The following is a 26,892-nucleotide window of genomic DNA, read 5'->3' on the forward strand; positions in this document are numbered from 1 at the left end:
ATTGTACAAGTCAGATGCAATTTTTTTAATTCTATATTATAATATTGTAACAAGCATCCAAATAAATAGTACTAACTAAAAGAATTATAAACTACAAATCTTAAGGGGTTACTCTATGGAAAATAATACAATACAAGAACAATTATGTGATTTATCAAAGAAAATCTGGCACATTTATATTTTAAATCCAGACGAGGATGGCTTACAATTTATCATGTCTTTATTAGATGATAATTTTACATTGTTTGGAACAGGAAAACATGAATTCTATACATCATTAGAGAACTTCATTATAAATCTTGAAAAAGACCAAATAGAATCAGAAGAAATAAATTTTAAAATTATAGATGAGTGGTACTCATGTACTAAAGTTACAAATGAAACTTTTATAGTATATGGAACTCTATGGGTAATAGAAGAAGAGTACTTAGAAAGAGACATATATGTAGAAATGGATACTCGATTTACTATGGTATATAAAGTTATAGATGGTAAAATCACACTGCTCCATATACACCATTCTATTCCAAACTTTGATCAGGTAAAAGATGAATACTATCCTAAAACAATAACTGAAAAAGCAAAAGAAGCTCTAGCTATGGCTAATGAATTTAAGTTGAAATCAGAAAAAGACCTTATGACTGGATTATATAATCGTCATTTTTTTGAAGTACATATAAAAGAAATGCTAGAAACTACTTCATGTGGGTATTTTTATATTTTTGATTTAGATAATTTTAAGCAAATAAATGATATATTTGGTCATATTAGAGGAGATGAAATATTAATACAATTTGCTAATGTTTTGACTAAAGTGTTTACCAATAATGCTATTATTGGAAGACTTGGAGGAGATGAATTTGCTGTATTTGAATATATCAATCAGTCTAAGGAAGATGTTGAAAATAAAGCAAAAAAAGTTGCAAAGTTATGTTCTGATATCAATTCTTGCTCTATAGGCATATCAAAACTAGAAAGCAACTTAGATACGTTTCAATCTTTATATAAACAATCTGATTATGCTCTATATTATACAAAAAGAAACAACAAAGGAAAATTTAGTTGGTTTTAAGCAGTATTATTTGATGTATTTGTAATATGAATGCTAAAGGAACATAAAAAGTACACAGACACAGAGCCGATATACTGCTATCGCCAACAAGTTTATCGGCTCTGTATCTGTTCATCTGACTATCTGATAACTAGAACTTCAATAAATAAGTAGCCTTTCAATCCATCAACAAATGAATAAATATGGTAGAACAACTGCACTCAGGTTTGAAATATCTTATTTATTTTTAGAATGTTTTTTAATGATTTTATTTGTTTTTGTAATGTTTTTGAATTTCTTTTCCTTCTCTGCAAAATAGTTGCCCACTCACCATTTTTTCTCACCCATACTCCAATGTGTTCCATATTACCATCACAATCTGTGGCACGATCACTAGGAATAATATCCACATGAAACTGTGTAGGCAATGAGTACAGTGATTTCTATGTTGTATCCCAGAGCCTTCTGAAACTACAAAGCAAGCACACTTCGTGCAAATAAAATTATCTAGACAGGTGTTATCCTGATAACAAGTTCACTTTCTATTTGTATAATTCATTTTTAAATCCTCCATATCTTGTATTTTCTACAAAAAAAGCCCACAGATACTTATATCTACCTTTTTATGTGGTATACATATTTACCTACACAAAAATAGAAAACTCCTGTAGACTGGAAAATTTAATCTTTTCTATTTCAACATAATTATATTCAAAATAACTCTATGTAAAATTAATAAAGGTATAGCAAATTAAAGCCCACTACACCACAATTTAACAAAGTAATATGTAATAATATTATTATTTGTTGTCATATGTTAGTTATCTATAAATGCTGAGCAAGACACTCATTCACTAATATTATTACTGATACTTTACTATAAAATATTTTTATATTCAAGTGTAGTTTAACATACTCATATATTTAGGTTTGTCTCATTTCTTTATTCTATAGCATTTAGGAGTCTTTTCAAATCTAATATTCACTTAATATTAATTTTTTATAATAAGTATTTTTTATATTTTTCCTTATGGCAATACATAAAGATAATTCTATAAATTTGTTATTTCATAACATTGTTCCAAAAATATAATACAAGTACTACTTATTTGATTCAATCCATTTTCTTCTATTGGAAAATGCCCTGCACCTTCAAGCATCGTAATCTTTTTATTACCTGTTAATCGGTCAAAAAACAGTTTACTTAATGATACATATTTCCAATAGACGTATGAGCTTTTTTCGCTATAGTTCTCATAGAAGAATTTTCATAACCTTTTTTTAAAAATTCGTTTGTTGCAACTTCTGCAATTTTCTTTTCTATTTCTTCTTTTTTTATTTGCATCTTTAGTAATCCTCCTAGAAATATCATACTTGCAGATAATAATAATTACAATGTATGTTCATTATTAAAAAACAGAATTTTAATTTTGTTCATTATTGAATTATGAAATAGAAAAAAAGGCTCCCTAATGGCTCTGCCCGATAAGGATGTTTTCCATCCTTGAGATTGGCCGTAGGATACACAGCGAGTATCCTACGGCTTTTCTCTGTTCTAAACTCTGCCGACAAAGTTGAAATAGACCTCAACCTGCTGGGTGTAATTTTTCTTCTTCCGTGGCTCGCTGCGCTCATAAACAACGATTTTTTCGATAAACTCTCGCACGAGTTCGGGCGTCAGCTCCCGAATATCAGTGTACTTTTCCACGATTTTCAGAAAGCGGTCGGCGTTGAGCAGCTTATCCTGCTCGGCGTCGATTTCTGCCTTTGCGGACGATTTATGGCATTTACCGCATTGTATCAAGACTATATGCTTTATTACCTACTGACCGGCACGGCGATTGCGCCTACCAAAAACGGCAAAGCTGATTTTGAAGCCATAGACAAAATGGAGCTTGCAGACAAAAAAGAACAGCTTGCCGCAATCGACAAGCTGAACCCCAAGGGCGCAAATATTGTGAGCTTCACCATTCTACAAAGCCTCAATGAATTTCTGTATTTTGAATTTACAGAATTACTCAAGCAGGGTTTGCGTGTGCGAAAATGCCGCAACTGCGGCCGATATTTCGTTCTCAAATCCAAGCACGAAACCTTTTACTGTGACCGAACGGCAGAAAACGGACTCACATGTAAGGCAATCGGCAACAAAGCGGAGTATCTGAAAAAGCTGGCGGAGGATGCACCGCTGCTCGATTATGAGCGGATTTACAAGGCGCATTACGCTAAGATGATGCGGGATGAAGCCAAAGAAATGCCCGCCGACGATAAGATTGGTGCGGCACGAAAAGCGTTCACTTTTTGGGCGGAAACGGCGAAAGAAACAAGACAGCAGTATGTGGCGGGGGGAATTTCAGAAACGGAATTTGCTAAAAAGCTTGAATTGCAATGACTTTTGTATTTCTTTTAGACGATATTTTTGGTATACTGAATTAGAAAGATACCCTCCTGCGATTTGGTGGTAGCGGCGGGATGGGTTCAATTTATATTAGACGAGGTCAAACTTATGAACATTCAAACGAAACGGTTAGTACTTTTGCCTGTTGAAAAAAAGCATAAACACGACATTTTCGCTAACTTCTCAAATGAGGTAACAACATACATGTTTCCTTGTCCTGCGAATAAAATAAGCGAAACTGAAAGTGTTATTGAAAATTTCACGAAACAACGCATTGATGGCACTGATTTTGTGTATGTGATTACACTTTCGGATACGGGTGAGTTTTTAGGAACATGCGGTTTGCACAAATTAAAAGGTGAAATTCCTGAACTTGGCATCTGGACAAAAATATCAGCTCATGGTAATTATTATGGCAGAGAAGCTATTGGTGGACTGATCGAGTATGCCGAAAATATGGGTATTAAAAAGCTGCTCTATCCTGTTGACAAACGAAATATTGCAAGCAAAAAAATACCGCTCTATTTTGGGGGTGTGCTATCCAGCGAGAAAGAAGTAATAACACCGGATGGACGCAAATTATACCTTGAAGAATATATGATTGATACGAAATGTGGTGAAAAAAGTGAATGAGATAACAAACCGAATATTAAATAAGATTGGTAATCCAGAATTAACGGAGAAAATGGCTTCGTTGTCACAATCTGACCTGAATACATTGCTGCTTGAGATAATGAAGCAAAAAAATATATCTCCTCCAAATATGCTGAAAAGCTATGCGCTAAACCGTTTTTGCGTTCCGAGCGGTTGCGATGCCATAGATTATCACAAGTATGAAATTATGCTATTAGAGCTTGCAAAAAGTGTTGGTATTAAAAGCGTTATGCTTTCTCCCGTTGCACCGTTTGGTAACTGCTCTACATTTGGCTGTGTGGATCAAAACAATATAGTCAGTGCACTTCGTGGAACAGAAGTACTTGCTGACCCAACAAATATGCTCGCAACCATAATTGCGGATAAAATAAAAAATAAAGCACTTGATAATTCTACTGCCGCGCACTTTTGCACAACTGCAAGAACGACGAGAACTCAACCTCTTTTAAGCAAAAATCATTTTGCTCACTTCGGGATATTTTGCATTGTATCGACAGCTAAAGACACTGGCTCTTATTTGAGTGAGAAAGAAATACTTTTAAAGCAGCTTGAGTATTATAAGCTACTGTTACTCGAAAAGTATCATGCAAAAATGTCGGTCACTCTTAGAAAGCGTGGTGGCTATACCGATACCGATGGATTTTTTCAGAGAATGTCAGAACTGATACAAACCGAGCTACCTGATACACCGTTTGATTTTGATTTAGACCATGAGGATAATAATTATTACAAAGGAATCAATTTTAAGATTTATATGGAAAAAGACGGTGAAACCCTTGAAATTGGTGACGGTGGGTTTGTTGATTGGACGCAACAGATGTTATGCAATAAGCGAGAGAGATTGCTTATTAGCGGCATTGGAATTGAGCGAATGATGATGCTATAATCATATTATGAGCAATTTGCTGTGTGCCACTCTCGTTGGCTGCTTTTCGAGAGTATCGAGATAATCTACACAAACAAGCCGCCACACCAACTTTTTACGGTTAGTGCGGCGGCTGTTTTTAAGTGTAAATCAGTTCTGCAAACACAATTTCATCGGCTATCGTCTGTGCCTGTGTCCGTAGCCGAATGCGCTCCATCGTATCCTCAAGGGGCATTGGGTGGGCTGTGAGCCTGTCTGCCTGTATCCGCTCGGAACGGTCAAAGGCGGTCTTATCAATCTGCTTACAATGTTCTGCAAGTTTGCCTGTCAAAAACAATTCCCGATACATCCCAAACTTATACTTATGTAGATACCGTAATCGAAATAAACCATATTTACTTAAATCGTTTTCTATGTTTTCCATTCCAGTTTCAATGTTCGGATAAAGCAACCCATTAATACCAATATATTCCAAGTCAATCATCATCGCCCACCTCCAAAATCTCTAACATCAGCTTTGCCACCAGCTTGAAGCCATCAATAAAAGACTGTGTAGCATACATGGAAGTCGCATCGGAATCTTTGGAAAGAAACTCATCGAGCTCCGCTTTCATTGGTTCGCATAGAGCTTATCCTCAAGGGCATCGTGAGCCTTCATGGCAATCTCTCTTGCGGCTTTATATCCGCCAAGTCGAATCCTCGTCCGCTCGCCTGGGCAAATATCCCCATTATAAAGCAACTCAATTGTCTGTTGCATTATCTCGCCTCCTTCACCTATTATGGTAAGCGATAAATGCTTGCGCGTCCAGACCGGAATCCCAGACAAAGATTTAACGATTTAAAGTGATTTATCCGGCAATAGTACAGCAAAAAGCCATTGGAACCGTCTGTAAAGATAGTTTCAATGGCTTTTTGGTTTTGTGTGAAATGGATGCTTACAATTTACTTGGAACCGTTTGGCTGTATGCCTTGCTGTTACTTGGTTTGTAAACATCCTTATCACAGAGAGCCTAAAGAGCCTTTCCTGTTTTATTGTTTAAATCTTAATATATACATTACTATTGCTTGATTATCTTAGCTACAGTTTCCACATGTGTAGAATGAGGGAACATATCTACAGGTTGTGCCTCAATACATTTAAATCCATGCATATTTAGATAATCTAAATCCCTTGCTAAAGTAGAAGGATTACAAGAAACATAAACAATTCTCTCAGGATTCATTGAAACAATTGTATCTAAAACCTTTTCGTCACAACCCTTTCTAGGTGGGTCTACAACTACAACATTAGCAGTCTTACCCTCACTATACATCTTAGGAACAACCTCTTCTGCCTTACCCACATAGAATTCAGCATTATGTATATTGTTTAATCTAGCATTTACCTTAGCATCTTTTATAGCATCTTCTATAATTTCTATTCCATAAACTTTTTTAGCCTTTTGCGCTAAAAATAAAGAGATTGTACCTATACCACAATAAATATCAAAAACAGTATCAGTATCCTTTAAATCTGCATATTCAAGAGCTTTATCATATAATACCTTAGTTTGTATAGGATTTACTTGGAAAAATGACAATGGAGAAATCTCAAATACTAAATCTCCTATATAATCATTTATTTTACCATCTCCATACACAACTATATTCTCTTTTCCAAGAATGGCATTTGTATTTTTTTCATTTATATTTACAACTAAAGTCTTAAATCCAGGTATATTTTCCTTTAATACTGAAGCTAATTCTTTAAGATATGGAAGTCGGTTTCCATTTGCGACTAATACAACCATTACTTCTTTAGTTGTAAATCCAATTTTTGTCACCAAATGTCTAATTACTCCAGTCTGAGCCTTTTCATCATATATGCTTACCTTATAAGCTCTTATATATGTTTTTATTATCTTAACAATTTTATCATTTAGTTCATGTTGTATTACACATTTTTCTGTCGATATTACATCGTGAGTCTTCTTTTTGTAAAAACCAATAATAGGAACTCCATTGTTCTTTTGTATTGGAAATTGAGCTTTATTTCTATATCTATATGGCTTCTCCATGCCTATAGTATCATGAACTACCACATCATCCAACTTACCTATTCTTGTAAGCACTTGTTTAACTTCATTTGTTTTCATTTCAAGTTGTTTATTATAGTCTAAATCTTGTATTTGGCACCCTCCACAATCCTTAAGATTGTCACTACACACTCTTTTTACTCTAAATGGAGACTTCTCTATTATTTCAACAATGTCTCCTACAGCATAATTTTTCTTGACCTTATTAATTTTAACTTTAACTTTATCTTGTATTAATCCGCCCTCTACAAAAACTGTAATACCATTGTACTTTCCAACGCCTACTCCAGCCTGTCCAATGTCTACTATATCTACAATATACATCTCGTTTTTTGAAAGCATAAATCACCCTCCAATCACTATATTAAATTTAAACTCTTACAAATTCTTTTCTTTAAATATATATTAAAATCTTGCTATTAACTAAACTATATTTTTTACTAAGCTACAATATTTTATTTTACCAAAAAAAAAGGAGCTTATAAAGCCCCTTGACAAAATAAATTTATTATTTTCTTATAAAACTCTAGTTGAACCTCTATATATTACACCTCTTGATGCATCCACTGTTACAACTTCTCCATCTTTTACTAGATTAGTTATATCATTTGCAGACACAATAACTGGTATATCTAAATTTATTCCTACGATAGCTGTATGTGATGTCATTCCACCATTTTCAGTTACTACAGCTCCTGCTTTCTCTATATAATTGTTCATTTCAGCATCAGTAGTTGTAGAAACTAATATATCTCCTTTATTGAAGTCTACACAAGTATCTCCATTTTTTATTATACGAACTTTACCTTCTACTGTTTGATTACCTACACCTATACCTTGAACAATTTCTTCACTTATTACATGAACCTTTATTAAGTTAGTAGTTCCGCTTACTCCTACTGGTACTCCAGCAGTTATAACCACTAGTTCTCCATTATCTATATAATCTGCTTGTCTAGCTGCTTCTATTGCTTTTTCTATAACTTCATCTGTATTTCCTGCAACAGAAGATTTAACTGGATAAACTCCCCATGTAAGAGCTAGTTTATTCATAGTTTTTTCATTATTTGTAGTAGCTATTATTGGAGATTTTGGTCTAAATTTAGACACCATTCTAGCAGTATAACCTGAAGAAGTAGATGTTATTATAGCTGATGCATCTAAATCTACAGCTGTTGTACAAGTAGCATGGCTTATTGCATCTGTTACTGTAACATTATTAGTACCATTTTCCTTTAACAATCTATCATAATCCAAAGTTTCTTCTGTTCTTTTTGCTATTGTAGCCATCATTTTTACAGCTTCTACAGGATATTTCCCAGCAGCAGTTTCTCCAGATAACATTATTGCATCTGTTCCATCATATATAGCATTAGCTACGTCTGTAACTTCTGCTCTTGTTGGTCTTGGATTTCTTATCATAGAATCAAGCATTTGTGTAGCAGTTACAACTGGTTTTGCTAATTCATTGCATTTTTTTATCATCATTTTCTGAACTATTGGCATTTCTTCAGTAGGTATTTCAACACCTAAATCACCTCTAGCTACCATTATACCATCAGAAACTTTTAATATTTCATCTAAGTTTTCTACCCCTTCTTGATTTTCTATCTTAGATATAATTTGTATATCAGTTGCATTGTTATTTTCTAAAATTTCTCTTATTGCTAGTACATCAGATGCTTTCCTTACAAATGAGGCAGCTATATAGTCTATACCTTGGCTTATTCCAAATTCTATGTCGCTTATATCTTTAGGAGTTATTGCTGGTAAATTTATTTTTACACCAGGCACATTTACCCCTTTATGATTTTTTACTATTCCAGAATTTTCAACGATACATACTATATCTTCGCCATTTATTTCTTTTACTCTTAAACCAACTAAGCCATCATCTATTAGTATAGAATCTCCTACTTTAACATCTTCCGCAAGACCCTTATAACTTACTGTACATATTTCTTTAGTTCCTACAACATCTTTCATAGTTATAGTAAATTTTTGTCCTTCTTCTAAAGATACCTCTGGGTCTGCAAAATTACCTGTTCTAATTTCTGGACCTTTAGTGTCTAATAATATAGCAACTGGTTTATTTAGTTTTTCTCTAACTTTTTTTGCCATATCTATTCTTTCCTTGTGTTCTTCATGTGAACCATGGGAAAAGTTAAATCTGCACACATTTAGACCATTTTGCATAAGTTGAGTTAAAACTTCTTCACTTTGTGATGCTGGCCCTAGCGTACAAACAATTTTTGTTTTCTTTACATTATTTAACATATTTGCTCCTCCTGAAATATTATTTCACAGATTTATTTTAAATACTAAAATTTATATAGATAATATTTTTGCCATTTCATAAGCTTCTTTATCAAAAACCTTCTTTTGAGATAAAGCTTCACTTATTTCTAAGTCAATTATTTTGTTTTCTTTTATTCCGACAACTCTAGCTGACTTTCCATCTAGTAGTAATTCTACAGCTCTTACACCAAGTCTGCTTGCTAGTATTCTATCAAATACAGTTGGACTTCCTCCTCTTTGAACATGACCTAATACAGTTACTCTTAAATCTGCTCCTGATTCTTTTTTAAGTTCCTTCTCTAAATCGCTAGCACTTCCAACTCCTTCTGCCAACACGATTATACTATGTCTCTTACCTCTTTTTTGAGTTGTCTTTAATCTTAAAGCAACTTCATCTACTTTAACCTCTACTTCTGGTACTATTATAGTTTCAGCTCCTCCTGCAAGACCTGCATATAAGGCTAAATCTCCACAGTGTCTTCCCATAACTTCTACTATATTAACTCTTTCATGAGATGATGATGTATCTCTTATTTTACCTATAGCATCTATAATAGTATTCATTGCAGTGTCAAATCCTATAGTATAATCTGTATATGCTAAGTCATTATCTATAGTTCCTGGTATACCTATAGCTGGAAATCCTAAGTCACTAAGTTTTTGAGCTCCTGTAAATGAACCGTCTCCTCCAATTACTACTAAGCAGTCAATTTTATACTTTTTAAGAATTTTTACTGCCTTTAATCTACCTTCTTCTGTTTTGAATTCTTCACATCTAGAAGATTTTAATATAGTTCCTCCTCTGTGTATAATATCCCCAACAGAAGATAAGTTCATTTCAGTTAAATCTTCTTCCAACAATCCCTTATATCCTCTATTGATTCCATATACTTTGCATCCATAATATATTGCTGACCTTACAACCGCTCTAATTGCAGCATTCATTCCTGGAGCATCTCCTCCACTTGTTAGTAATCCTATAGTTTTCATTTTTTACCTCCTTGGATTTTATGTCAAATTTTTATTATAATCATTCTTATCATATCTTAATGGACTTTTTTCGTCCCTATATCATTTTTCAATCCCATTAAGACTAAAAAAATTAAATGTCCTTAAATGTCCATTTTGTGATATTATATCACAAAACGGACAATATTTTTCATATTATTATAATATATTTAGATTTTTATCCAAAAAATTAAGCTTTTATCTTTATGTTATCCTTAGGAAGTAATCTTTCTAAATTGTTTATAAATTCATCACATATAAAGGTGGATACTCCTGTCATTTTATATGCTTTGCGCTTACCATTTATATTTTCATCCATAGGATATAAGTATATACTGTCATTGCCTGGATATTGCTTTGCTATTTCTATAATATTGTAAGTTGTATCTGTGTCAGACATACTATCTATTTTTAAATACAGTTTTTTTCCACTTTCTAACTTCACATTTTGTACATTTTTAGTTCTTACTGAATTATATTTTTTAGCTTCAAAGTCAGTATTGTCTTTTATATCTTTTATTTCTCTAGCTATAAGTTTTGCATTTTCGCCTTCTTTTATACTTAATGTTCCTTTTACATAAATTATATTATCTTCGTTTAAAATAACATTATATTTTTGTAATAACTGAGGAAAAACTATTATTTCTATAGCACCATATAAATCTTCTAACTCAATAAATGCCATAATTTCATTTCTTTTTGTGGTTTTTATCGTTTTATTTACAATCATTCCACCCATTATTGCATCAGTTTCATTCATTTGTATATATGACTCTTCATCCTCTTTTAATGAATTTAACTTTCCATTATCTATAGACGTTTTTTCTTGTAATTCTTTTTCAAATTGCGATAAAGGATGCCCACTTACATACATTCCCAGAACTTCTTTTTCAAGATTAAGTTTCTCTCTTTCTTCATATTCTGGTCTTTTAGGTAAATTATATATTTGTTGAAAGTCACTATCTTCTTCACTATCTCCAAAAGCATCAAATAATGAAATTTGACCTTGAACATTTTTCTTTCTATCCATAGAAACACTTTCTAATAAAGTTTCATAACCAGCCATCAGACTAGCTCTATTTTCACTTATATTATCAAAAGCTCCACATTTTATTAAGCTTTCTATTACTCTTTTATTTGTATCTTTTTGGTCTAATCTCTTAACTAAATCAACTAAGTCTATAAATAATCCCTTAGACTCTCTCTCATCAATTATATTATTTATTATATTTACACCAACATTTTTTACAGCAGCCAGACCAAACCTTATGTTGTCACCTTCAACCGAGAATTTTGAAAAACTTTTATTTATGTCTGGTGGCAACACATCTATATCTAATGCTTTACATTCTCTTATATATTCAACTACCTTATCAGTATTTCCCATAACACTAGTTATTAAAGCTGCCATAAACTCAACAGGATAATATGTTTTTAAATAAGCTGTCTCATATGCTAAAACTCCATATGCAGCTGCATGTGATTTATTAAATGCATAACGAGCAAAATCTATCATGTCATCAAATATTTTATTGGCTATTTCCTCTTCTACACCATTTCTAACACACCCTGCAATTTCTATGTTGCCATCTTCATCAAATTTCCCATGAATAAAATATTGTCTTTCTTCTTCCATTACATCCATTTTTTTCTTACTCATGGCTCTTCTAACCAAGTCACTACGACCATAACTATATCCACCTAAATCTCTAACAACTTGCATAACTTGTTCTTGATATACCAAACATCCATATGTAACTTCCATTATTGGTTTTAATTTCTCATGTAAGTATGTTACATCTTTTGGATTACTTTTATTTTTTATATACGCAGGTATAGAGTCCATTGGACCTGGTCTAAATAGGGATATTCCCGCTACAATATCTTCAAAATTATCTGGTTTCAGTTGTTTCATAAAACTCCTCATACCAGCACTTTCCAACTGAAACACTCCTAAAGTATTTCCAGATGAAAGCATTTCATATACCTTTGGATCATCATAGTCCATCTTTGAAAAATCTATATTTTCAGTGTAATTTTTTATTGTTCTATTCTTTTCTATTAAATCAAGTGCATCTCTTATAACTGTAAGTGTTCTTAATCCAAGAAAGTCCATCTTTAAAAGACCAAGCTCTTCAAGTGTTGTCATAGTAAATTGAGTTGTGATTGCATCTTGATGCTTGTACAGAGGTACATACTCATCTACAGGATTTTTGGATATAACAACTCCTGCTGCATGAGTGGAAGCATGTCTTAACATTCCCTCTATTTGCTTTGATATATTGATTATCTCTTTTGTTTCAGGGTCTTGGTCATATAAATCCTTAAGGTTTGGATTTGTATCTAATGCCTTATCTATAGTCATTCCTAAAGCAAATGGTATTTCTTTAGCTATCTTATCAACCTTATTGTAGCCTATATCTAATACTCTTCCAACATCTCTTATTGCGGCTTTTGCACCCATTGTTCCAAAAGTTATTATTTGTGCAACATGGTCATCACCATATTTTCGCTTTACATAGTCTATAACTTCTTCTCTTCTTTCATAGCAAAAATCTATATCTATATCTGGCATAGATATACGTTCTGGATTTAGAAAACGTTCAAATAGGAGAGAATATTTTATTGGGTCTATATCAGTTATCTTAAGTGTATATGCTACTATTGAACCTGCCGCACTACCTCTACCTGGTCCTACTATAATATTATTTTCTTTAGAGAAATTTATAAAGTCCCAAACTATTAAAAAGTATTCCACATAACCCATTTTTTCAATTACATCTAATTCATAGTTTAATCTATCTAGTATCTCACTATCAGGATTATCATATCTTTCTTTTAATCCATTAAAACACAACTCTCTTAAATAAGTTTCTGGTGTATATCCATCTGGAACATCATATTTAGGAAGATGTATAGTATTAAAATCAAACTCTACATTACACATATCGGCTATTTTTACAGTATTATCAATAGCCTCTAGTGCATATGGGAATAACTCTTCCATTTCTTCTCTTGATTTCAGATAAAACTCATCACTTCCAAATCTCATTCTATTTGGGTCATTTACTGTTTTACCCATTTGAATACACATAAGAACATCATGTATTTTTGAATCTTCTTTATTTACATAGTGAACATCATTAGTAGCAACTAGTGGAATACCAGTCTCTTTTGATAATTTCACTAATCCAGAATTCACCTCTCTCTGTTCTGGTAAATTATGGTCTTGAATTTCTAAAAAGAAATTTTCTTCACCAAATATATCTTTGTAATCAATGGCAAACTTTTTTGCTTTTTCATAATTTCTATTCATCAAAGCACGTGCAACATCTCCTGCAAGACATGCAGAAAGTGCTACAATCCCTTCACAATGCTTTCTAAGTTCTTCCATATCGACTCTAGGCTTATAGTAGAAGCCTTCTACATATGAAGTTGAGACTATTTTTATCAAATTTTTATAGCCTTCCATATTCTTAGCTAACAAAACTAAATGTCCTTGATATTTATCATAATTAGGGTCTTTATCTCTTAATCCACGTGCAGCTGTATAAACTTCACACCCTATAATTGGTTTTATTCCTTCTTTTATAGCTGTTTTATAAAAATCTATAACACCAAACATACAGCCATGGTCAGTAATAGCAATTGAACTCATATTTAATTCTTTAGCTCTTTTTATAAGTTTTTTCACCCTCGAAAATCCATCAAGTAAACTATACTCGGTATGTACATGAAGATGAGCAAAATCTTTTTCCATTAAATCACCTCCTGTTTTATAAATTTAATTTTACCACAAATACATGTCTTAAAACAAAAACAGAGACTTTTATCTCAAAATAGGAATTAACTTCCACCTATAACCCTATATGTTGAAATTAATTCTTATTTTGAGATTGTCCCCTCAAATTTATTATAATGATTTTTTTTTCAAGTCTGTTGCGATTTCTTCTATTTTTCTAAGTCTATGATTGACACCAGATTTTCCTATTGGCGGGTCTAACATCTCTCCAAGCTCCTTGAGAGTCATATCTTCATACTCAATTCTAATCTTGGCTATTTCTTGTAAATTTTCTGGTAAGCTACTAATCCCTATAGTTTCTTGTATTAGTCTAATATTTTCTACTTGTCTTACGGCTGCATTTACTGTTTTAGAAAGGTTAGCTGTCTCGCAATTTACTATTCTGTTTACATTATTTCTCATTTCTTTTACTATTTTAGTATTTTGGAGACTTAAAAGAGCGTGGTGTCCTCCTATAATACTTAATAAATCGGATATTTGTTCACTCTCTTTAAGATAAACAACATAATTATTTTTTCTAGCCACAATTTTACTATTAAAGCCTAAAGAATTTATAAGTTCTTTTAATGAATCTGCAAAATCCTCATTGTTAGTTACAAATTCCATATGATAGTTTTTTTCTGGGTCACTTATAGAACCTCCACCAAGAAAAGCTCCTCTTATAAAAGCTCTTTTACATCCCTCATGTTTAACCAAACTTTCTGGAACTCTATTTATAGTAAAAAATCCCTCTTTTTCTTCCAATACACCTAATTTTTTTAATAACATTTCTGAACCCATTTCACTTGTTACCATTAATACATAACTATTATTTCTCTTTAACATTTGATTTTTATTTACAGAAATTGTAGTATTTATGCTGAAATTCTTTTTTAATAACTTAAAGACTTTACGGGCTATTGAGTTTAATTCTGTTGTTATTTTTAAATTTAGTTTTTTATATCCAACAATTTGTATACTTCCCCCTGATTTAACTAGAGCTGACAGTTCAGCTATATTACAACATTCATTCTCAGATACAATTCTCGCTAGTTCATTTTTGGTTTCAGTTGAAAAAGACATATATATCACCCATTAACTAATTTTTCTTTAACCTTTTTTTTATTTCCTGTAAGGCAACCTTTATTATTTCCTTTTCATCATCATACCTAGCTAGGTCTACCACTCTATCTAGATGGATAAATTTAGCATCAATAAAGCCTTCCTCTTTTTGTGGAATAGTATCCATATTTTTTGCTTGCATTAAGTACCAAAAAACTGTTTTATGAACTGCTCTATTTTCATCCCAGTTTTCTTTGAATGTATAGTGTATTTCACCTAAATATTTCAATATATCTGCTTTTACTCCAGTTTCTTCGCTTACTTCACGTAATGCTGCCTCTTGGTTATTTTCCCCTTCTTCTACTTTTCCTTTGGGTAGCACCCAATCTCCATTGAACTTCCTTAGTAAAAGAATCGTATTGCCAAACAGGACTACACCACCAGCACTAACCTCTTCTCTCATCGATGTTCACTCCTTAAAACTAACATAATGATAAGGATTTCTACACTTTTTTTTAAAATCCTTTTTTACTAACTTTTGTTGTAATTATGATTTAGGGCTAACTCAATAACTATGTTAGATATATATTTTGCATCATGTCTTATATAATTATTTTTTATTTCAATCAAATTTTTTTCTACGGTTTTTATACCCATCTCTTTTAACTTATCTTTTTGTTTTTTATCTAGTAAAACCTGTTCTGCTCCATCTTGTTTATATAAATCAAGCATTCCTTCTGGCAATATTTCGTTATTTGCTATCACATAATCTATCAAATTATTGTCAGTATGCTTTATTATCGCATTAATATGTTCTAATACATTATATCCTTCTGTTTCCCCTGGTTGAGTCATTATATTTGATATATACACTTTTGGCGCTAGAGAGGCTTTAATGGCGTCTACAACACCATCTACAAGTAAGTTTGGTATTATACTAGTATATAAACTTCCAGGACCCATAATTATAATATCAGCATCATAAATAGATGCAATAACATCTCCTAATGGTTTAACATCTTTAGGATTTAAAAAAATCTCATCAATAGAACTTTTTTGATTTTTCGATTCTTCAGGTATACTAGATTCGCCATTTACTATTTCACCATTTTTTAATTTGGCAACTAAGTTTACATCTTCTAGTGTTACTGGCAAAACCCTACCTGTTATAGCAAAAATCTCACTTAATTTATACACAGCTTTTTCAAAGTTTCCATATAATCCATTCATAGCAGCTAAAAATAGATTCCCAAAACTTTGACCTTTTAAAAGTCCCTCTGTAAACCTATATTGCATAACTTCATTCATAGTTGGTTCTATATTTGCAAGTGCTAACAGGCAATTTCTTATATCTCCTGGTGGAAGCATTCCTAAGTCTTCTCTTAATACTCCTGAACCTCCACCATCATCAGCAACAGTAACAATCGCAGTTATATTCTGCGTAGAGTGTTTAAGCCCCCTCAGAAACACTGATTGACCAGTTCCCCCACCTATTACTACTACATTAGGGTCTCTATTTTCAATAACAGACCTCTGAAATAACCTTACTTTTTCATTCTTTGCTTTCTTATATATAAATAACGATACAATTAATGCAATCCAACCTAAAATTCCTACAATAATAAGTAATTTAGCCATGTTTGCCTCCATTATCGTAACATAGAGTCTCTGTGTTTTTTTACAACTCTATATCCTTTATTAGATAAATCCTCCGCTATAAGATTTGTTATAGTAACTGACCTATGTCTTCCACCTGTACATCCAACACCAATTACTAGATGTTGTTTTCCTTCTTCTATATATTGAGGTACTAAGAAATGAATCATATCCAAAAGTTTTACATAAAATTCCTCACTAATTTTAGAATTCATAACATAATCTCTAACTTCTTTATCGTCACCAGTTTTAGATCTCAATTCTTCAACATAATATGGATTAGGAAGAAATCTTACATCGAATACTAAATCTGCATCAGCAAGTATACCATGTTTAAATCCAAAAGATACTACAGATATAGTTAAATTAGGATTATCTTCACCAGAAGAATATATTTTCTTTATTTCTTCTTTAAGGTCTTTTGGTTTCATATTAGTTGTGTCAATTATGCATGTAGAAAATCCCTTTAAAGGCTCCATTATTTTTCTTTCCATTTTTATACCTTCTGGAATTTGCATGTCTTTCGCCAATGGGTGATTTCTTCTTGTCATTTTATATCTCTTTAACAATACATCATCATTACAATCTAAATACACCATTTCATATTCATAATTTTCTTTTTCTAAGTAGTTTAAACTTTCATGAAGAGCTTCAAAAAACTTTCTTCCTCTTATATCTATACCTAGAGCAACTTTATCAATACTTGAATTTGGTTGATAACATAATTCTGCAAATTTAGTTATCAAAGCAGGAGGTAGATTATCTACACAATAAAATCCCATATCCTCTAAAGCTCTCATTGTTTCACTTTTTCCAGACCCTGAAAGACCTGTAACTATAACAAATTTCATTGCTAACTCCTCCTTTTTATCTTCTGTTTATTACACTTTTATCTTTCGATTATTACACTATAATATTTTCTACTAATGATATATCCATATTTGAATCATATACAGCTTTTATAGCTCGTTTAAAATCACCCACTCTTTCTGGGCAATGTGCATCTGACCCTATTATAAATTTATTTCCTATTTCTTTTATTTCGTTTATTTGTTTTACATTTAAAAAAGAATGACTACTATTTATTTCAAGCCTTGTATCTGTCTTTTTTGCTACCTTTGCTATTTCTTCTATATATACATCACCTTTATCACCAGGATGTGTAATTACAAAAATATCATTATTATTCATAGCATTTATTACGGCTTTTGTATTATACTCTTTTGCTTTTTCAGTTTTAAAAATATAGTTATTACAATGATTTAATAAACTTCCAAATGATGTAGGAGTAGAACCAAAATGGTATCCAGCCATGATATAGTCAAGTTCTTTTATAAATTTTTCATCCATGTCTATATTACCTTTATCATCTAATATGTTACACTCCATACCCAAAAGTATATTTATATCACTATATTTATCATTCAAAGAATTTATTTCTTCTCTCATTTTATGAATATCTTTCCTCTTTACACCATATGCAATATGTTTATAACTATGGTCTGATATTCCGATTGTCTTTATCCCTTTAGCAATGGCCACCTTTACATTATCTTCAATAGTTCCCTTACCATGACTATATAATGTATGTGTATGATAATCAGCCAATATTTTCATTTGTTAATCCTCTCCAAGTATTTTGACTTCTTCTTCCAACATAACCCCAAACTTGGCATATACAGCACTTTTTATAACATATATTAAATCTAAAATATCTTTAGCACTTGCTTCTCCTAAATTAATCACAAATCCACAATGCTTCTCAGATACTTGAGCACCTCTTAAAGTAAGTCCTCTTAGTCCAGTTTCTTCTATTAACTTCCCTGCAAAATATCCTGTTGGTCTTTTAAATGTACTTCCTGCACTAGCAAAATTTAATGGTTGCTTAGTTGTTCTTCTTGTTGTTAAATCATCCATTAAACTTTTTATTTCATCATAATTTCCTTTTTGTAAATCTATTTCTGCTGATAAAGCTATATACCCATTTTTCGTTATTATACTTTTTCTATACCCAAATTCCATCTGTTCATTTGACAGTTCAAAGATATTTCCTTCCATATCTATTAATCTTACCGATTTTACTATATCTTTCATTTCACCACCATATGCTCCTGCATTCATGGCTAATGCTCCACCCAATGTTCCAGGTATACCTGAGGCAAACTCAAATCCTTTTAATTCTTGTTTTTGAAGAGCTTTACCTAAAACAGATAATAAAGCTCCTGACTGAGCAATTATTTTAGTGCCCTTTATCTCATAAGAATTAAAGTTGTCTGCAAGTTCTATTACTATGCCTCTTATTCCACCATCTTTAATTAGAATATTTGAGCCATTTCCAATTATTAAATATGGAATAGACTCTTTTTTCACTAATTGAAGTACATTTTTTAACTGCTCTTCAGTTCTAGGTCTAACCAATATATCGGCTGGCCCTCCAACTCTAAATGAGATATGTTTTTTCATAGGTTCATCTATTTTTATATCATCTTTGCTTAATATATTTAATAAATTTTCATATATATCTTGATTATTCATTGTATTTCCTCCCAAATTATACTAAACTTCAGTTGTCATTATTATCTAAATTATATTAATATATAGTATTAACTATATTCAATAATATATGATTTTGCTTATCATACAGATTTCATATTTTTAAGTTTTTTAATTCCAAACTATATTCAATAAATATATAATAAAGTAAAAAAAAAAAAATAACAACATATAAAAGAACATAAATAATTTAAAAAAAGCATCAATATCGCTGATATCAATGCTTTAAAAGGCTATTTAATTCGTATTATTTATCTAACTATTTTTCACATAGCAAAGATAATAAATTCCCCCAACTATTATAGAACCTCCAACTACATTTCCAAGCGTTACAAATACCAAATTAGTTATTAATTGAACCATAGTAATATCTGCTCCTAATGCCATTCCCATTGGTATAAAAAACATATTTGCAACACTATGTTGGAATCCACATAACACAAATAACATTATTACTGTCCAACATGAGGCTAACTTAGATACTATGTCTTGAGATGCTGTAGCCATCCATACAGCTAAAACTACTAAAATGTTACAAAGTATTGCTTTTAAAAACATTGAAACTATCGTTGAATTAACTTTAGCTTCTGCTACAGCTATGGCTTTTGTAGCTACATCCCCTGTTAATGTAGAAGAATAATATAAAAGTGCCACTAAAAGTAGTGAACCTACTAGATTTGCAAAATAAACTAATCCCCAGTTTCTTAGCATTTTCCCTAATGTTATTTTTTTATCCATAAGTGGAATAAACATTAAGGTATTTCCAGTGAATAATTCTGCCCCTGCTACCACTACAAGCATAAGACCTACTGGAAAGACCATAGCACTTAAAAAACTAGCTATTCCTGGGTCTATCTTACCAAAAGTCTGACTAATTATTATACTACCCAATGCCCCAAAACCTATAAATGCTCCTCCAAGTAAACCTAATAAAATTGCATTTTGTGTTGAAATATTCGCTTTTTTAATGCCTGCACTTATAGTTGCTTGTGCAGTTTCCCCAGGTGTCAAGAATCCTTTACTCATAAATCCTTCCCCCTTAAAAATTATACTTTTCCTTGTCTTTTTATGGCAATAATTATATAATAACAATATGATATATAATAAATTTTATTAATATAAAAAATATACTATATGTTTATATATACTTGTCTCATATAATTATATTATTTATTATATACCAACTTTGTTAATTTCGAAATAATTTATATTGAATTTGAAAAATTTACCTTTCGAATATTTATTTTACTTTTTTATTGTTGAGGTATTATATATAATAGATATATGTTTGTGTTATTATATATAATTACTTATTTTAATAAATATTTAAAGGAGGAAATTTTATGTTTGATATATCATTTTTCGAAATGTCAATATATGAAATAGCAGTTACTACAATATATATAATTAATTTCATGGTTATACTAAATCTCATTTTTAGAGAAAAGAGAAATATAAATACAACTCTAACATGGCTTCTTATATTAGTATTAATACCAGCTCTTGGATTTATACTTTATATAGCTTTTGGCAGAAATATTTCAAAAAACAATATGTTTAGATTAAAAGAAAAGGATGATAAGATAATCAAAAGCAATATACTAGATACTCAAGTTAAATTACAATCTACATCTGAAATTAATTCAGAGATACATCAACATAAGGATATGATTTATGCATTAGCTAATTCAAATAATGCTCATTATACCAATAATAACGATGTGTGGATTTACGCTGAGTCTAGTCAATTTTTTAACACTCTTCTTGAAGAACTTAAGAAAGCAAAGAAATATATAAACATACAGTTTTACATTTTCAAAGATGACAAAATCGGAACTGAAATAATTGACATTCTAGTAGATAAAGCCAAAGAAGGTGTAGAAGTAAGACTTTTATTTGACGCCGTTGGTGGTAGAACACTAAAAAATAGTACACTTTCTAGATTAAAAGAAAGTGGTGTTAAAGTTGGAAGTTTCTTTCCATCATTCTTAAAAATTGTAAACTTTAACTTAAACTACAGAAACCACCGAAAAATAGTTGTCATTGATGGAAAAGTAGGATTTGTAGGTGGATACAATGTTGGAGACGAATATCTAGGTAGAAATCCAAAATTTGGTCTATGGAGAGATACACATACTAAACTTACTGGTGATTGTGTAATTGACCTAAATATGAGGTTTATCCTTGATTGGAGATATACAACTAAAGAAGATTTAGATTTAGAAAAGTACTTCGTAGAAAGTGAAACACCTTCTGATTGTCCTTCTGAAAATATTGGGATTCAGATAGTATCAAGTGGTCCAGATATATTAGAACTTGATGAAATTAAATATGGTTACCTTAAAATGATTCAGAAAGCTAGAAAGTATATATACATACAGAGTCCTTATTTAATACTTGACTCAACATTTATAGATACTTTAAAAATAGCTTGTTTATCTGGTGTTGATGTAAGAATTATGATTCCTTCTAAACCTGACCATCCTTTTGTATACTGGGCATCATATTCATATGCTGGAGAACTTTTAAAATTTGGAGCTAAAATCTACACTTATGGTGAAAATGCATTTTTACATGCTAAGACAATAGTTATAGATGACTCTATATGTTCTATAGGAACAGCTAATATGGATATAAGAAGCTTTGAGCTTAATTTTGAAGTAAATGCATTTATGTACTCTTCAAAAAAAGCACTAGAGCAAAGAGTTATATTTGAAAATGATATTTTAGATTCAAAAGAAATAACATTAGATGTATATAATTCTAGGTCTACTTATATAAAAATCAAGGAATCAATTTCTAGACTATTATCATCAGTTTTATAAATCTTTTATTTTATAAAAATTTTACCTTTTGGTTTATTTTTTAAAGTTTTTTATATATATTATTTTTTTTTTATTGGATTCAGTCCATTTTTTTTATTTTTTTTAACTATTCTGAATTATTTTATATTATAATAGACTAGTATAGTTTTTTTTTAATAGGTAACTTTTTTGCATTGTTTTTATGAATAAAGAAATTGTTGTATATTATTCTTTCTTTATTGTTTTGGTTTTGTTCACCAACATAATATTGGTGTCAACTCATGGTTAATTATTTTATGAAAAATAATAACTTTAAAAAGAAAAGGGGGATTTGTTATGTGCGATTTTATTTCACACAACAAGCAGTTATTTGACGAATTAGATATATTTATTGACTCTCTTGCAACAAAGGAAGGTGCTTTGATACAAGTTCTACATGAAGCTCAAGGTATATTTGGATATCTTCCAAAAGAAGTACAACTTCATGTTGCTAAAAGACTTGGAGTAGCTCCTGCAAAGGTATATGGGGTTGTTACATTCTATTCTTATTTCACTACAGAACCTGTAGGTAAGTATAAAATAAGTGTCTGTCTAGGTACTGTATGTTTTGTAAAAGGTGCTGATAAGATATTAAGTGCTTTTGAAAAACAGCTTGGTATAAAAGTTGGAGAAACTACTAGTGATTTTAAATTTTCTTTAGAAGGTTTAAGATGTTTGGGGGCATGTGGTTTAGCTCCAGTTGTTACTGTAAATGGTAAAGTTTATGGTAAAGTAAAACCAGATCAAGTAAGCGAAATATTGGATACTTATAGAGAATTAGAATTGAATTGTTAAGAGGGGTGAATAAATAATGCGTAAAGTAAATTCATTTGATGAATTAAAAGTTTTAGCTGATGAGCTAAAACCTAGTCTTAGCCTAAGAAAAAATTATTCTAAGGAAAATGTATTAAGAAGAGAATTACTTGTTTGTTGTGATACTGGATGTACATCTTCAAACAGTATGGAAATAGTTAGTGAGTTAGAAAATGAAATAAAAAAATCAGGAATACAAGACAAGGTTGATGTTCGTTTAACAGGTTGTTTTGGTTTCTGTGCTCAAGGTCCTATCGTAAAAGTTTATCCTGATAACGTTTTCTATGTGAAAGTTGAACCATCTGATGCTGAAAAGATAGTTCAAAATCACTTAATTAGAAATACAGTTGTTGAGGAATTATTATATGAAGAAGAATCTTTAAATAAAAAAGTAGAAGCACAAGAAGAAATGTCTTTCTACAAAAAACAATTACGTATAGCTCTAAAGAATTGTGGGCTTATAGACCCAGATAGTTTAGAGGATTATATTGCTAATGATGGTTATTTAGCTCTAGGTAAATGTTTAACGACTCTTACTCCTCAAGAAGTTATTGCAGAAGTAAAGACTTCTGGTCTTCGTGGTAGAGGAGGAGCTGGATTCCCTACAGGTTCTAAATGGGAAGCTGCTTCAAAGAATCCTGCTGGCCCAACTGATAAAAAATTCGTTGTCTGTAATGCTGATGAAGGAGACCCTGGTGCATTCATGGATAGATCTGTACTTGAAGGAGACCCTCATAGTGTACTAGAAGCTATGGCAATATGTGGATATGCTATAGGTTCTGATACAGGGTACATATATATAAGAGCTGAATATCCAAAATCTATAGAAAGACTAAAAGTAGCTATAGCTCAAGCTGAAGCACATGGCTTACTTGGTGAAAATATTTTAGGTACTGGATTTAACTTCAAATTAGAATTAAAATACGGTGCAGGAGCTTTCGTTTGTGGTGAAGGTACAGCTTTAATGCATTCAATTGAAGGTAGACGTGGTGAACCTAGAATGAAGACTTATAGTTCTTCTAAAAGTGGATTATGGAAATCTCCTACTTGCTTAAACAATGTTGAAACTTTTGCTAATATTCCAGCAATCATACTTAAGGGTGGAGATTGGTTTGCTAACTTAGGTACTGATGATTCTAGTGGTACTAAAGTTTTTGCTCTTGGTGGAAAAGTAGAAAATGTAGGTCTTGTTGAAGTTGCAATGGGTACTACTTTAAGAGATATTGTATTTGAAATTGGTGGAGGAATTCCTGAAGGCAAAAACTTCAAGGCAGTTCAAACAGGTGGACCGTCTGGTGGATGTATACCAACTGAACATTTAGATATACCTATAGATTTTGGTTCATTAAGCTCTATAGGCTCAATGATGGGTTCTGGTGGTATGCTTGTTCTTGATGAATCTGACTGTATGGTAGATATAGCCAAATTCTTCCTTGAGTTTACTGTTGAAGAATCTTGTGGTAAATGTACACCTTGTCGTATAGGTACTACGAGATTATTAGAAATATTAACTAAAATTACAGAAGGTAATGGTACTCTACAAGATTTAGACGACCTAGAAAACCTTGCTGAAACTATACAAACTGCTTCATTATGTGGTCTTGGTAAAGCTGCTCCAAACCCTGTTTTAAGTACTCTTCAATATTTCAAAGATGAGTATATAGCACATGTTGTAGATAAGAAATGTCCTGCTGGCAAATGTCAAAACTTACTTTCTTACTTCATAACAGATGCTTGTAAGGGTTGTACAAAATGTTCTAGAGTGTGTCCTGCTGGTTGTATAACAGGTTCTGTTAAAGAACAACATACAATAGATACTTCTAAGTGTCTAAAATGTGGTGCTTGTATAGATAATTGTACATTTAATGCTATAATCAAGAAATAACTTATTTGGAGGAGGAATAACAATGAGTTTAGTTAATTTAACTATCAATGGCAAACATGTTTCAGCACCTAGTGGAACTTCTATCTTAGATGCTGCAAAACTAATAAATATAAAAATACATAACCTTTGTCATTTACATATGAATGAGATAGATAAGCTTGATACTTGTGCTTCTTGTCGTGTTTGTATGGTTGAGACAGAGAGAGGTTTAGTTCCAGCTTGTGGAACAGTTATAAAGGAAGGTATGAGAGTTCAAACTAATAGTGCTAAAGCATTAAATGCTCGTAGAACTATTGTTGAGTTACTATTATCAGACCATCCACAAGATTGCTTTATATGTGAAAAAAATGGAGACTGTGAATTACAAACTATAGCTGCTGATTTAGGAGTAAGAAAGATAAGATATCAAGGTTCTAAGTCTTTTGCAGGTAAAGATACCTCTACTAAATCTTTAGTTAAAGACCATTCTAAATGTATATTATGCAGAAGATGTGAAACTGTATGTAATGATATCCAAACAGTTGGAGCATTATCTGGAGTTAATCGTGGATTTAATACTTTAGTTAGTACATTTTTTAATGCTGATATGGTTGAAACAGAGTGTACATTCTGTGGCCAATGTATTTCTGTCTGTCCAACTGGAGCGTTAACAGAAGTAGATAATGTTCCTAAACTATGGGATGTTTTAAATAAAAAAGAAAAAACTATAGTAGTGCAAGTTGCCCCTGCTGTAAGAGTTGCTATTGGTGAAGAGTTTGGATTAGAACCAGGTTCAATATCTACAGGAAAAATGGTTGCTGCTTTAAAAGCACTTGGGTTTGAGCATGTATTCGATACAAACTTTGGTGCAGACTTCACTATAATGGAAGAAGCTACTGAATTTATAGAAAGAATTCAAAAAGGTGAAAATCTACCTATATTAACAAGCTGTTGCCCTGCATGGGTAAACTTCTTAGAACACAATTATCCAGACCAATTAAATCTAGCATCTAGCTGTAAATCTCCTCAAGGTATGTTTGGTTCTATAGCTAAGAATTACTATGCACCTAAAATACTAGGAATTAATCCAGATGACCTTTATGTTGTATCTGTAATGCCTTGTGTAGCTAAGAAGTATGAAGCTTCAAGAGAAGAATTAAGTGAATCTGGAATATTAGATGTTGACCTTTCTATAACTACTAGAGAGCTAGCTAAGATGATAAAAGAAGCTGCTATTGATTTACCTAATCTTCAAGACCAGGATTTTGATAATCCATTAGGAAAATCTACTGGTGCTGCGTCTATATTTGGAGCAAGTGGTGGAGTTTTAGAAGCTGCTCTACGTACTTCATATGAAAAGATAACTAACAAAACTTTAGATAATGTAAACTTTACTAATGTTAGAGGGCTTAAGGGAATCAGAGAAGCAAGTATAGATGTTGATGGAACTACAGTCAATGTATGTATTGTAAATACACTTAAAAATGCTAGAAAAATGATGGATAAAGTTAGAAGTGGAGAATGTAAATACCATATCATAGAAGTTATGGCATGCCCTGGTGGATGTGTTGGAGGAGCTGGTCAACCTTACCATCATGGTAATACTGATATAATTGATAGACGTGCTAATGCATTGTATGAGATAGATAGAAATAAGGCTATTCGTAAGTCTCATGAAAATCCTGACTTACAAGCTATTTATAAAGACTTCTTTGGAGATCCAAATAGCGATGTAGCTCATAAATACCTTCATACTCATTACTTTGATAAGAGTTGTATTTATGAAGAATGTCCAAAAGAATGTGCTTGTGAAGAAGCTAAATAAATTTTAACAAATTGAAAACTAAAGGTAATGTAAAATAATTTGTGCTTCAAGGTTAATAAAAATCTTCTTTATGGCAATGATTTAAATATAATCAAATGTCGTAAAGGAGATTTTTTATGAATACTTTAAGAAAACAATTAGTCAAAGAA

23 protein-coding genes and 1 pseudogene are annotated in these 26,892 nt (G+C 31.5%); 8 read left to right on the forward strand and 16 right to left on the reverse strand.

The genetic code is table 11. The features are described from left to right. Positions 1–115 precede the first annotated feature (115 nt). Positions 116–1,072 (forward strand): diguanylate cyclase domain-containing protein, encoded by a 957-nt coding sequence (locus IC173_RS12445; protein ID WP_227835050.1) that lies wholly within the window; start codon positions 116–118, stop codon positions 1,070–1,072. Positions 1,073–1,272: 200 nt separating this feature from the next. Here the strand turns inward: IC173_RS12445 and IC173_RS12450 are convergent. The 3 genes and pseudogenes from IC173_RS12450 to IC173_RS21000 all read right to left on the reverse strand — a co-directional run bounded on the left by IC173_RS12450 (position 1,273) and on the right by IC173_RS21000 (position 2,759). Continuing rightward, a pseudogene (locus tag IC173_RS12450) lies at positions 1,273–1,550 on the reverse strand (RNHCP domain-containing protein). A gap of 705 nt (positions 1,551–2,255) precedes the next feature. Continuing rightward, a complete protein-coding gene (locus IC173_RS12455) occupies positions 2,256–2,396 on the reverse strand; it encodes a TetR family transcriptional regulator (RefSeq protein WP_227435620.1) in 141 nt (46 codons plus the stop codon). Between the two features lie 210 nt (positions 2,397–2,606). Beyond that, positions 2,607–2,759 (reverse strand): DUF4368 domain-containing protein, encoded by a 153-nt coding sequence (locus IC173_RS21000; RefSeq protein WP_413927172.1) that lies wholly within the window; start codon positions 2,757–2,759, stop codon positions 2,607–2,609. A 180-nt stretch (positions 2,760–2,939) separates the two neighbouring features. Here IC173_RS21000 and IC173_RS12465 point away from each other — a divergent pair, with 180 nt between their 5' ends. From IC173_RS12465 to IC173_RS12475, 3 genes are all read left to right on the forward strand, one after another. After that, positions 2,940–3,440, forward strand: a complete 501-nt coding sequence (locus IC173_RS12465) for a DUF6076 domain-containing protein (RefSeq protein WP_227855678.1) — start codon at positions 2,940–2,942, stop codon at positions 3,438–3,440. A 114-nt stretch (positions 3,441–3,554) separates the two neighbouring features. Continuing rightward, complete coding sequence (locus IC173_RS12470; RefSeq protein ID WP_227435616.1) at positions 3,555–4,079, forward strand: GNAT family N-acetyltransferase; 525 nt, start codon at positions 3,555–3,557, stop codon at positions 4,077–4,079. Then, positions 4,072–4,986, forward strand: coding sequence for a hypothetical protein (locus IC173_RS12475; protein WP_227831761.1), 915 nt, complete (start codon positions 4,072–4,074; stop codon positions 4,984–4,986). The genes IC173_RS12470 and IC173_RS12475 overlap by 8 nt, the downstream gene beginning before the upstream one ends. Before the next feature lie 118 nt (positions 4,987–5,104). On the opposite strand, the gene IC173_RS12480 is transcribed toward IC173_RS12475, so the two are convergent. From IC173_RS12480 to IC173_RS12540, 13 genes are all read right to left on the reverse strand, one after another. Beyond that, positions 5,105–5,449 carry a TnpV protein gene (locus IC173_RS12480; protein ID WP_227855673.1) on the reverse strand — a complete coding sequence of 115 codons (345 nt, stop codon included), beginning with the start codon at positions 5,447–5,449 and terminating at the stop codon, positions 5,105–5,107. Beyond that, a complete protein-coding gene (locus tag IC173_RS12485; RefSeq protein WP_227855674.1) occupies positions 5,442–5,579 on the reverse strand; it encodes a DUF6809 family protein in 138 nt (45 codons plus the stop codon). The genes IC173_RS12480 and IC173_RS12485 overlap by 8 nt, the downstream gene beginning before the upstream one ends. A 444-nt stretch (positions 5,580–6,023) precedes the next feature. Next, a complete protein-coding gene (rlmD, locus tag IC173_RS12490; protein ID WP_227836314.1) occupies positions 6,024–7,382 on the reverse strand; it encodes a 23S rRNA (uracil(1939)-C(5))-methyltransferase RlmD in 1,359 nt (452 codons plus the stop codon). Positions 7,383–7,556: 174 nt separating this feature from the next. Then, a complete protein-coding gene (gene pyk, locus IC173_RS12495) occupies positions 7,557–9,317 on the reverse strand; it encodes a pyruvate kinase (protein ID WP_227835029.1) in 1,761 nt (586 codons plus the stop codon). Positions 9,318–9,368: 51 nt separating this feature from the next. Further along, positions 9,369–10,328, reverse strand: a complete 960-nt coding sequence (pfkA, locus tag IC173_RS12500) for a 6-phosphofructokinase (RefSeq protein ID WP_227435605.1) — start codon at positions 10,326–10,328, stop codon at positions 9,369–9,371. A 208-nt stretch (positions 10,329–10,536) separates the two neighbouring features. Next, positions 10,537–14,106: a DNA polymerase III subunit alpha gene (locus tag IC173_RS12505; RefSeq protein WP_227435603.1), complete on the reverse strand. Its 3,570-nt coding sequence runs from the start codon at positions 14,104–14,106 to the stop codon at positions 10,537–10,539. 153 nt (positions 14,107–14,259) lie between these two features. Continuing rightward, a complete protein-coding gene (gene whiA / locus IC173_RS12510) occupies positions 14,260–15,210 on the reverse strand; it encodes a DNA-binding protein WhiA (RefSeq protein ID WP_227435601.1) in 951 nt (316 codons plus the stop codon). A gap of 16 nt (positions 15,211–15,226) precedes the next feature. Then, on the reverse strand, positions 15,227–15,652 hold the full coding sequence (locus tag IC173_RS12515) for an NUDIX hydrolase (protein ID WP_003416968.1): 426 nt from the start codon (positions 15,650–15,652) through the stop codon (positions 15,227–15,229). A gap of 68 nt (positions 15,653–15,720) precedes the next feature. Continuing rightward, positions 15,721–16,827, reverse strand: coding sequence for a gluconeogenesis factor YvcK family protein (locus tag IC173_RS12520; protein ID WP_227435600.1), 1,107 nt, complete (start codon positions 16,825–16,827; stop codon positions 15,721–15,723). An 11-nt stretch (positions 16,828–16,838) separates the two neighbouring features. Beyond that, the gene (rapZ, locus tag IC173_RS12525; protein ID WP_227435598.1) at positions 16,839–17,696 is read right to left on the reverse strand and encodes an RNase adapter RapZ; all 858 of its coding nucleotides are present in this window, start codon (positions 17,694–17,696) and stop codon (positions 16,839–16,841) included. 52 nt (positions 17,697–17,748) lie between these two features. Continuing rightward, positions 17,749–18,462, reverse strand: coding sequence for a PHP domain-containing protein (locus IC173_RS12530; RefSeq protein WP_227435589.1), 714 nt, complete (start codon positions 18,460–18,462; stop codon positions 17,749–17,751). A gap of 3 nt (positions 18,463–18,465) precedes the next feature. Next, a complete protein-coding gene (gene murB / locus IC173_RS12535; RefSeq protein ID WP_227435587.1) occupies positions 18,466–19,380 on the reverse strand; it encodes a UDP-N-acetylmuramate dehydrogenase in 915 nt (304 codons plus the stop codon). Positions 19,381–19,653: 273 nt separating this feature from the next. Next, the gene (locus IC173_RS12540) at positions 19,654–20,424 is read right to left on the reverse strand and encodes a formate/nitrite transporter family protein (protein WP_227435585.1); all 771 of its coding nucleotides are present in this window, start codon (positions 20,422–20,424) and stop codon (positions 19,654–19,656) included. 317 nt (positions 20,425–20,741) lie between these two features. Here IC173_RS12540 and cls point away from each other — a divergent pair, with 317 nt between their 5' ends. From cls to IC173_RS12560, 4 genes are all read left to right on the forward strand, one after another. Further along, a complete protein-coding gene (gene cls / locus IC173_RS12545) occupies positions 20,742–22,223 on the forward strand; it encodes a cardiolipin synthase (RefSeq protein WP_227435582.1) in 1,482 nt (493 codons plus the stop codon). 315 nt (positions 22,224–22,538) lie between these two features. After that, positions 22,539–23,036 (forward strand): complex I 24 kDa subunit family protein, encoded by a 498-nt coding sequence (locus IC173_RS12550; RefSeq protein ID WP_227435580.1) that lies wholly within the window; start codon positions 22,539–22,541, stop codon positions 23,034–23,036. Between the two features lie 16 nt (positions 23,037–23,052). Next, positions 23,053–24,939: an NADH-quinone oxidoreductase subunit NuoF gene (locus IC173_RS12555; RefSeq protein WP_227435578.1), complete on the forward strand. Its 1,887-nt coding sequence runs from the start codon at positions 23,053–23,055 to the stop codon at positions 24,937–24,939. 22 nt (positions 24,940–24,961) lie between these two features. Further along, a complete protein-coding gene (locus tag IC173_RS12560; RefSeq protein WP_227435576.1) occupies positions 24,962–26,743 on the forward strand; it encodes an NADH-dependent [FeFe] hydrogenase, group A6 in 1,782 nt (593 codons plus the stop codon). The last annotated feature ends 149 nt before the right edge of the window (positions 26,744–26,892 follow it).

The organism is Clostridioides sp. ES-S-0048-02, assembly GCF_020658495.1.
In the GTDB taxonomy this organism is placed as follows: domain Bacteria; phylum Bacillota; class Clostridia; order Peptostreptococcales; family Peptostreptococcaceae; genus Clostridioides.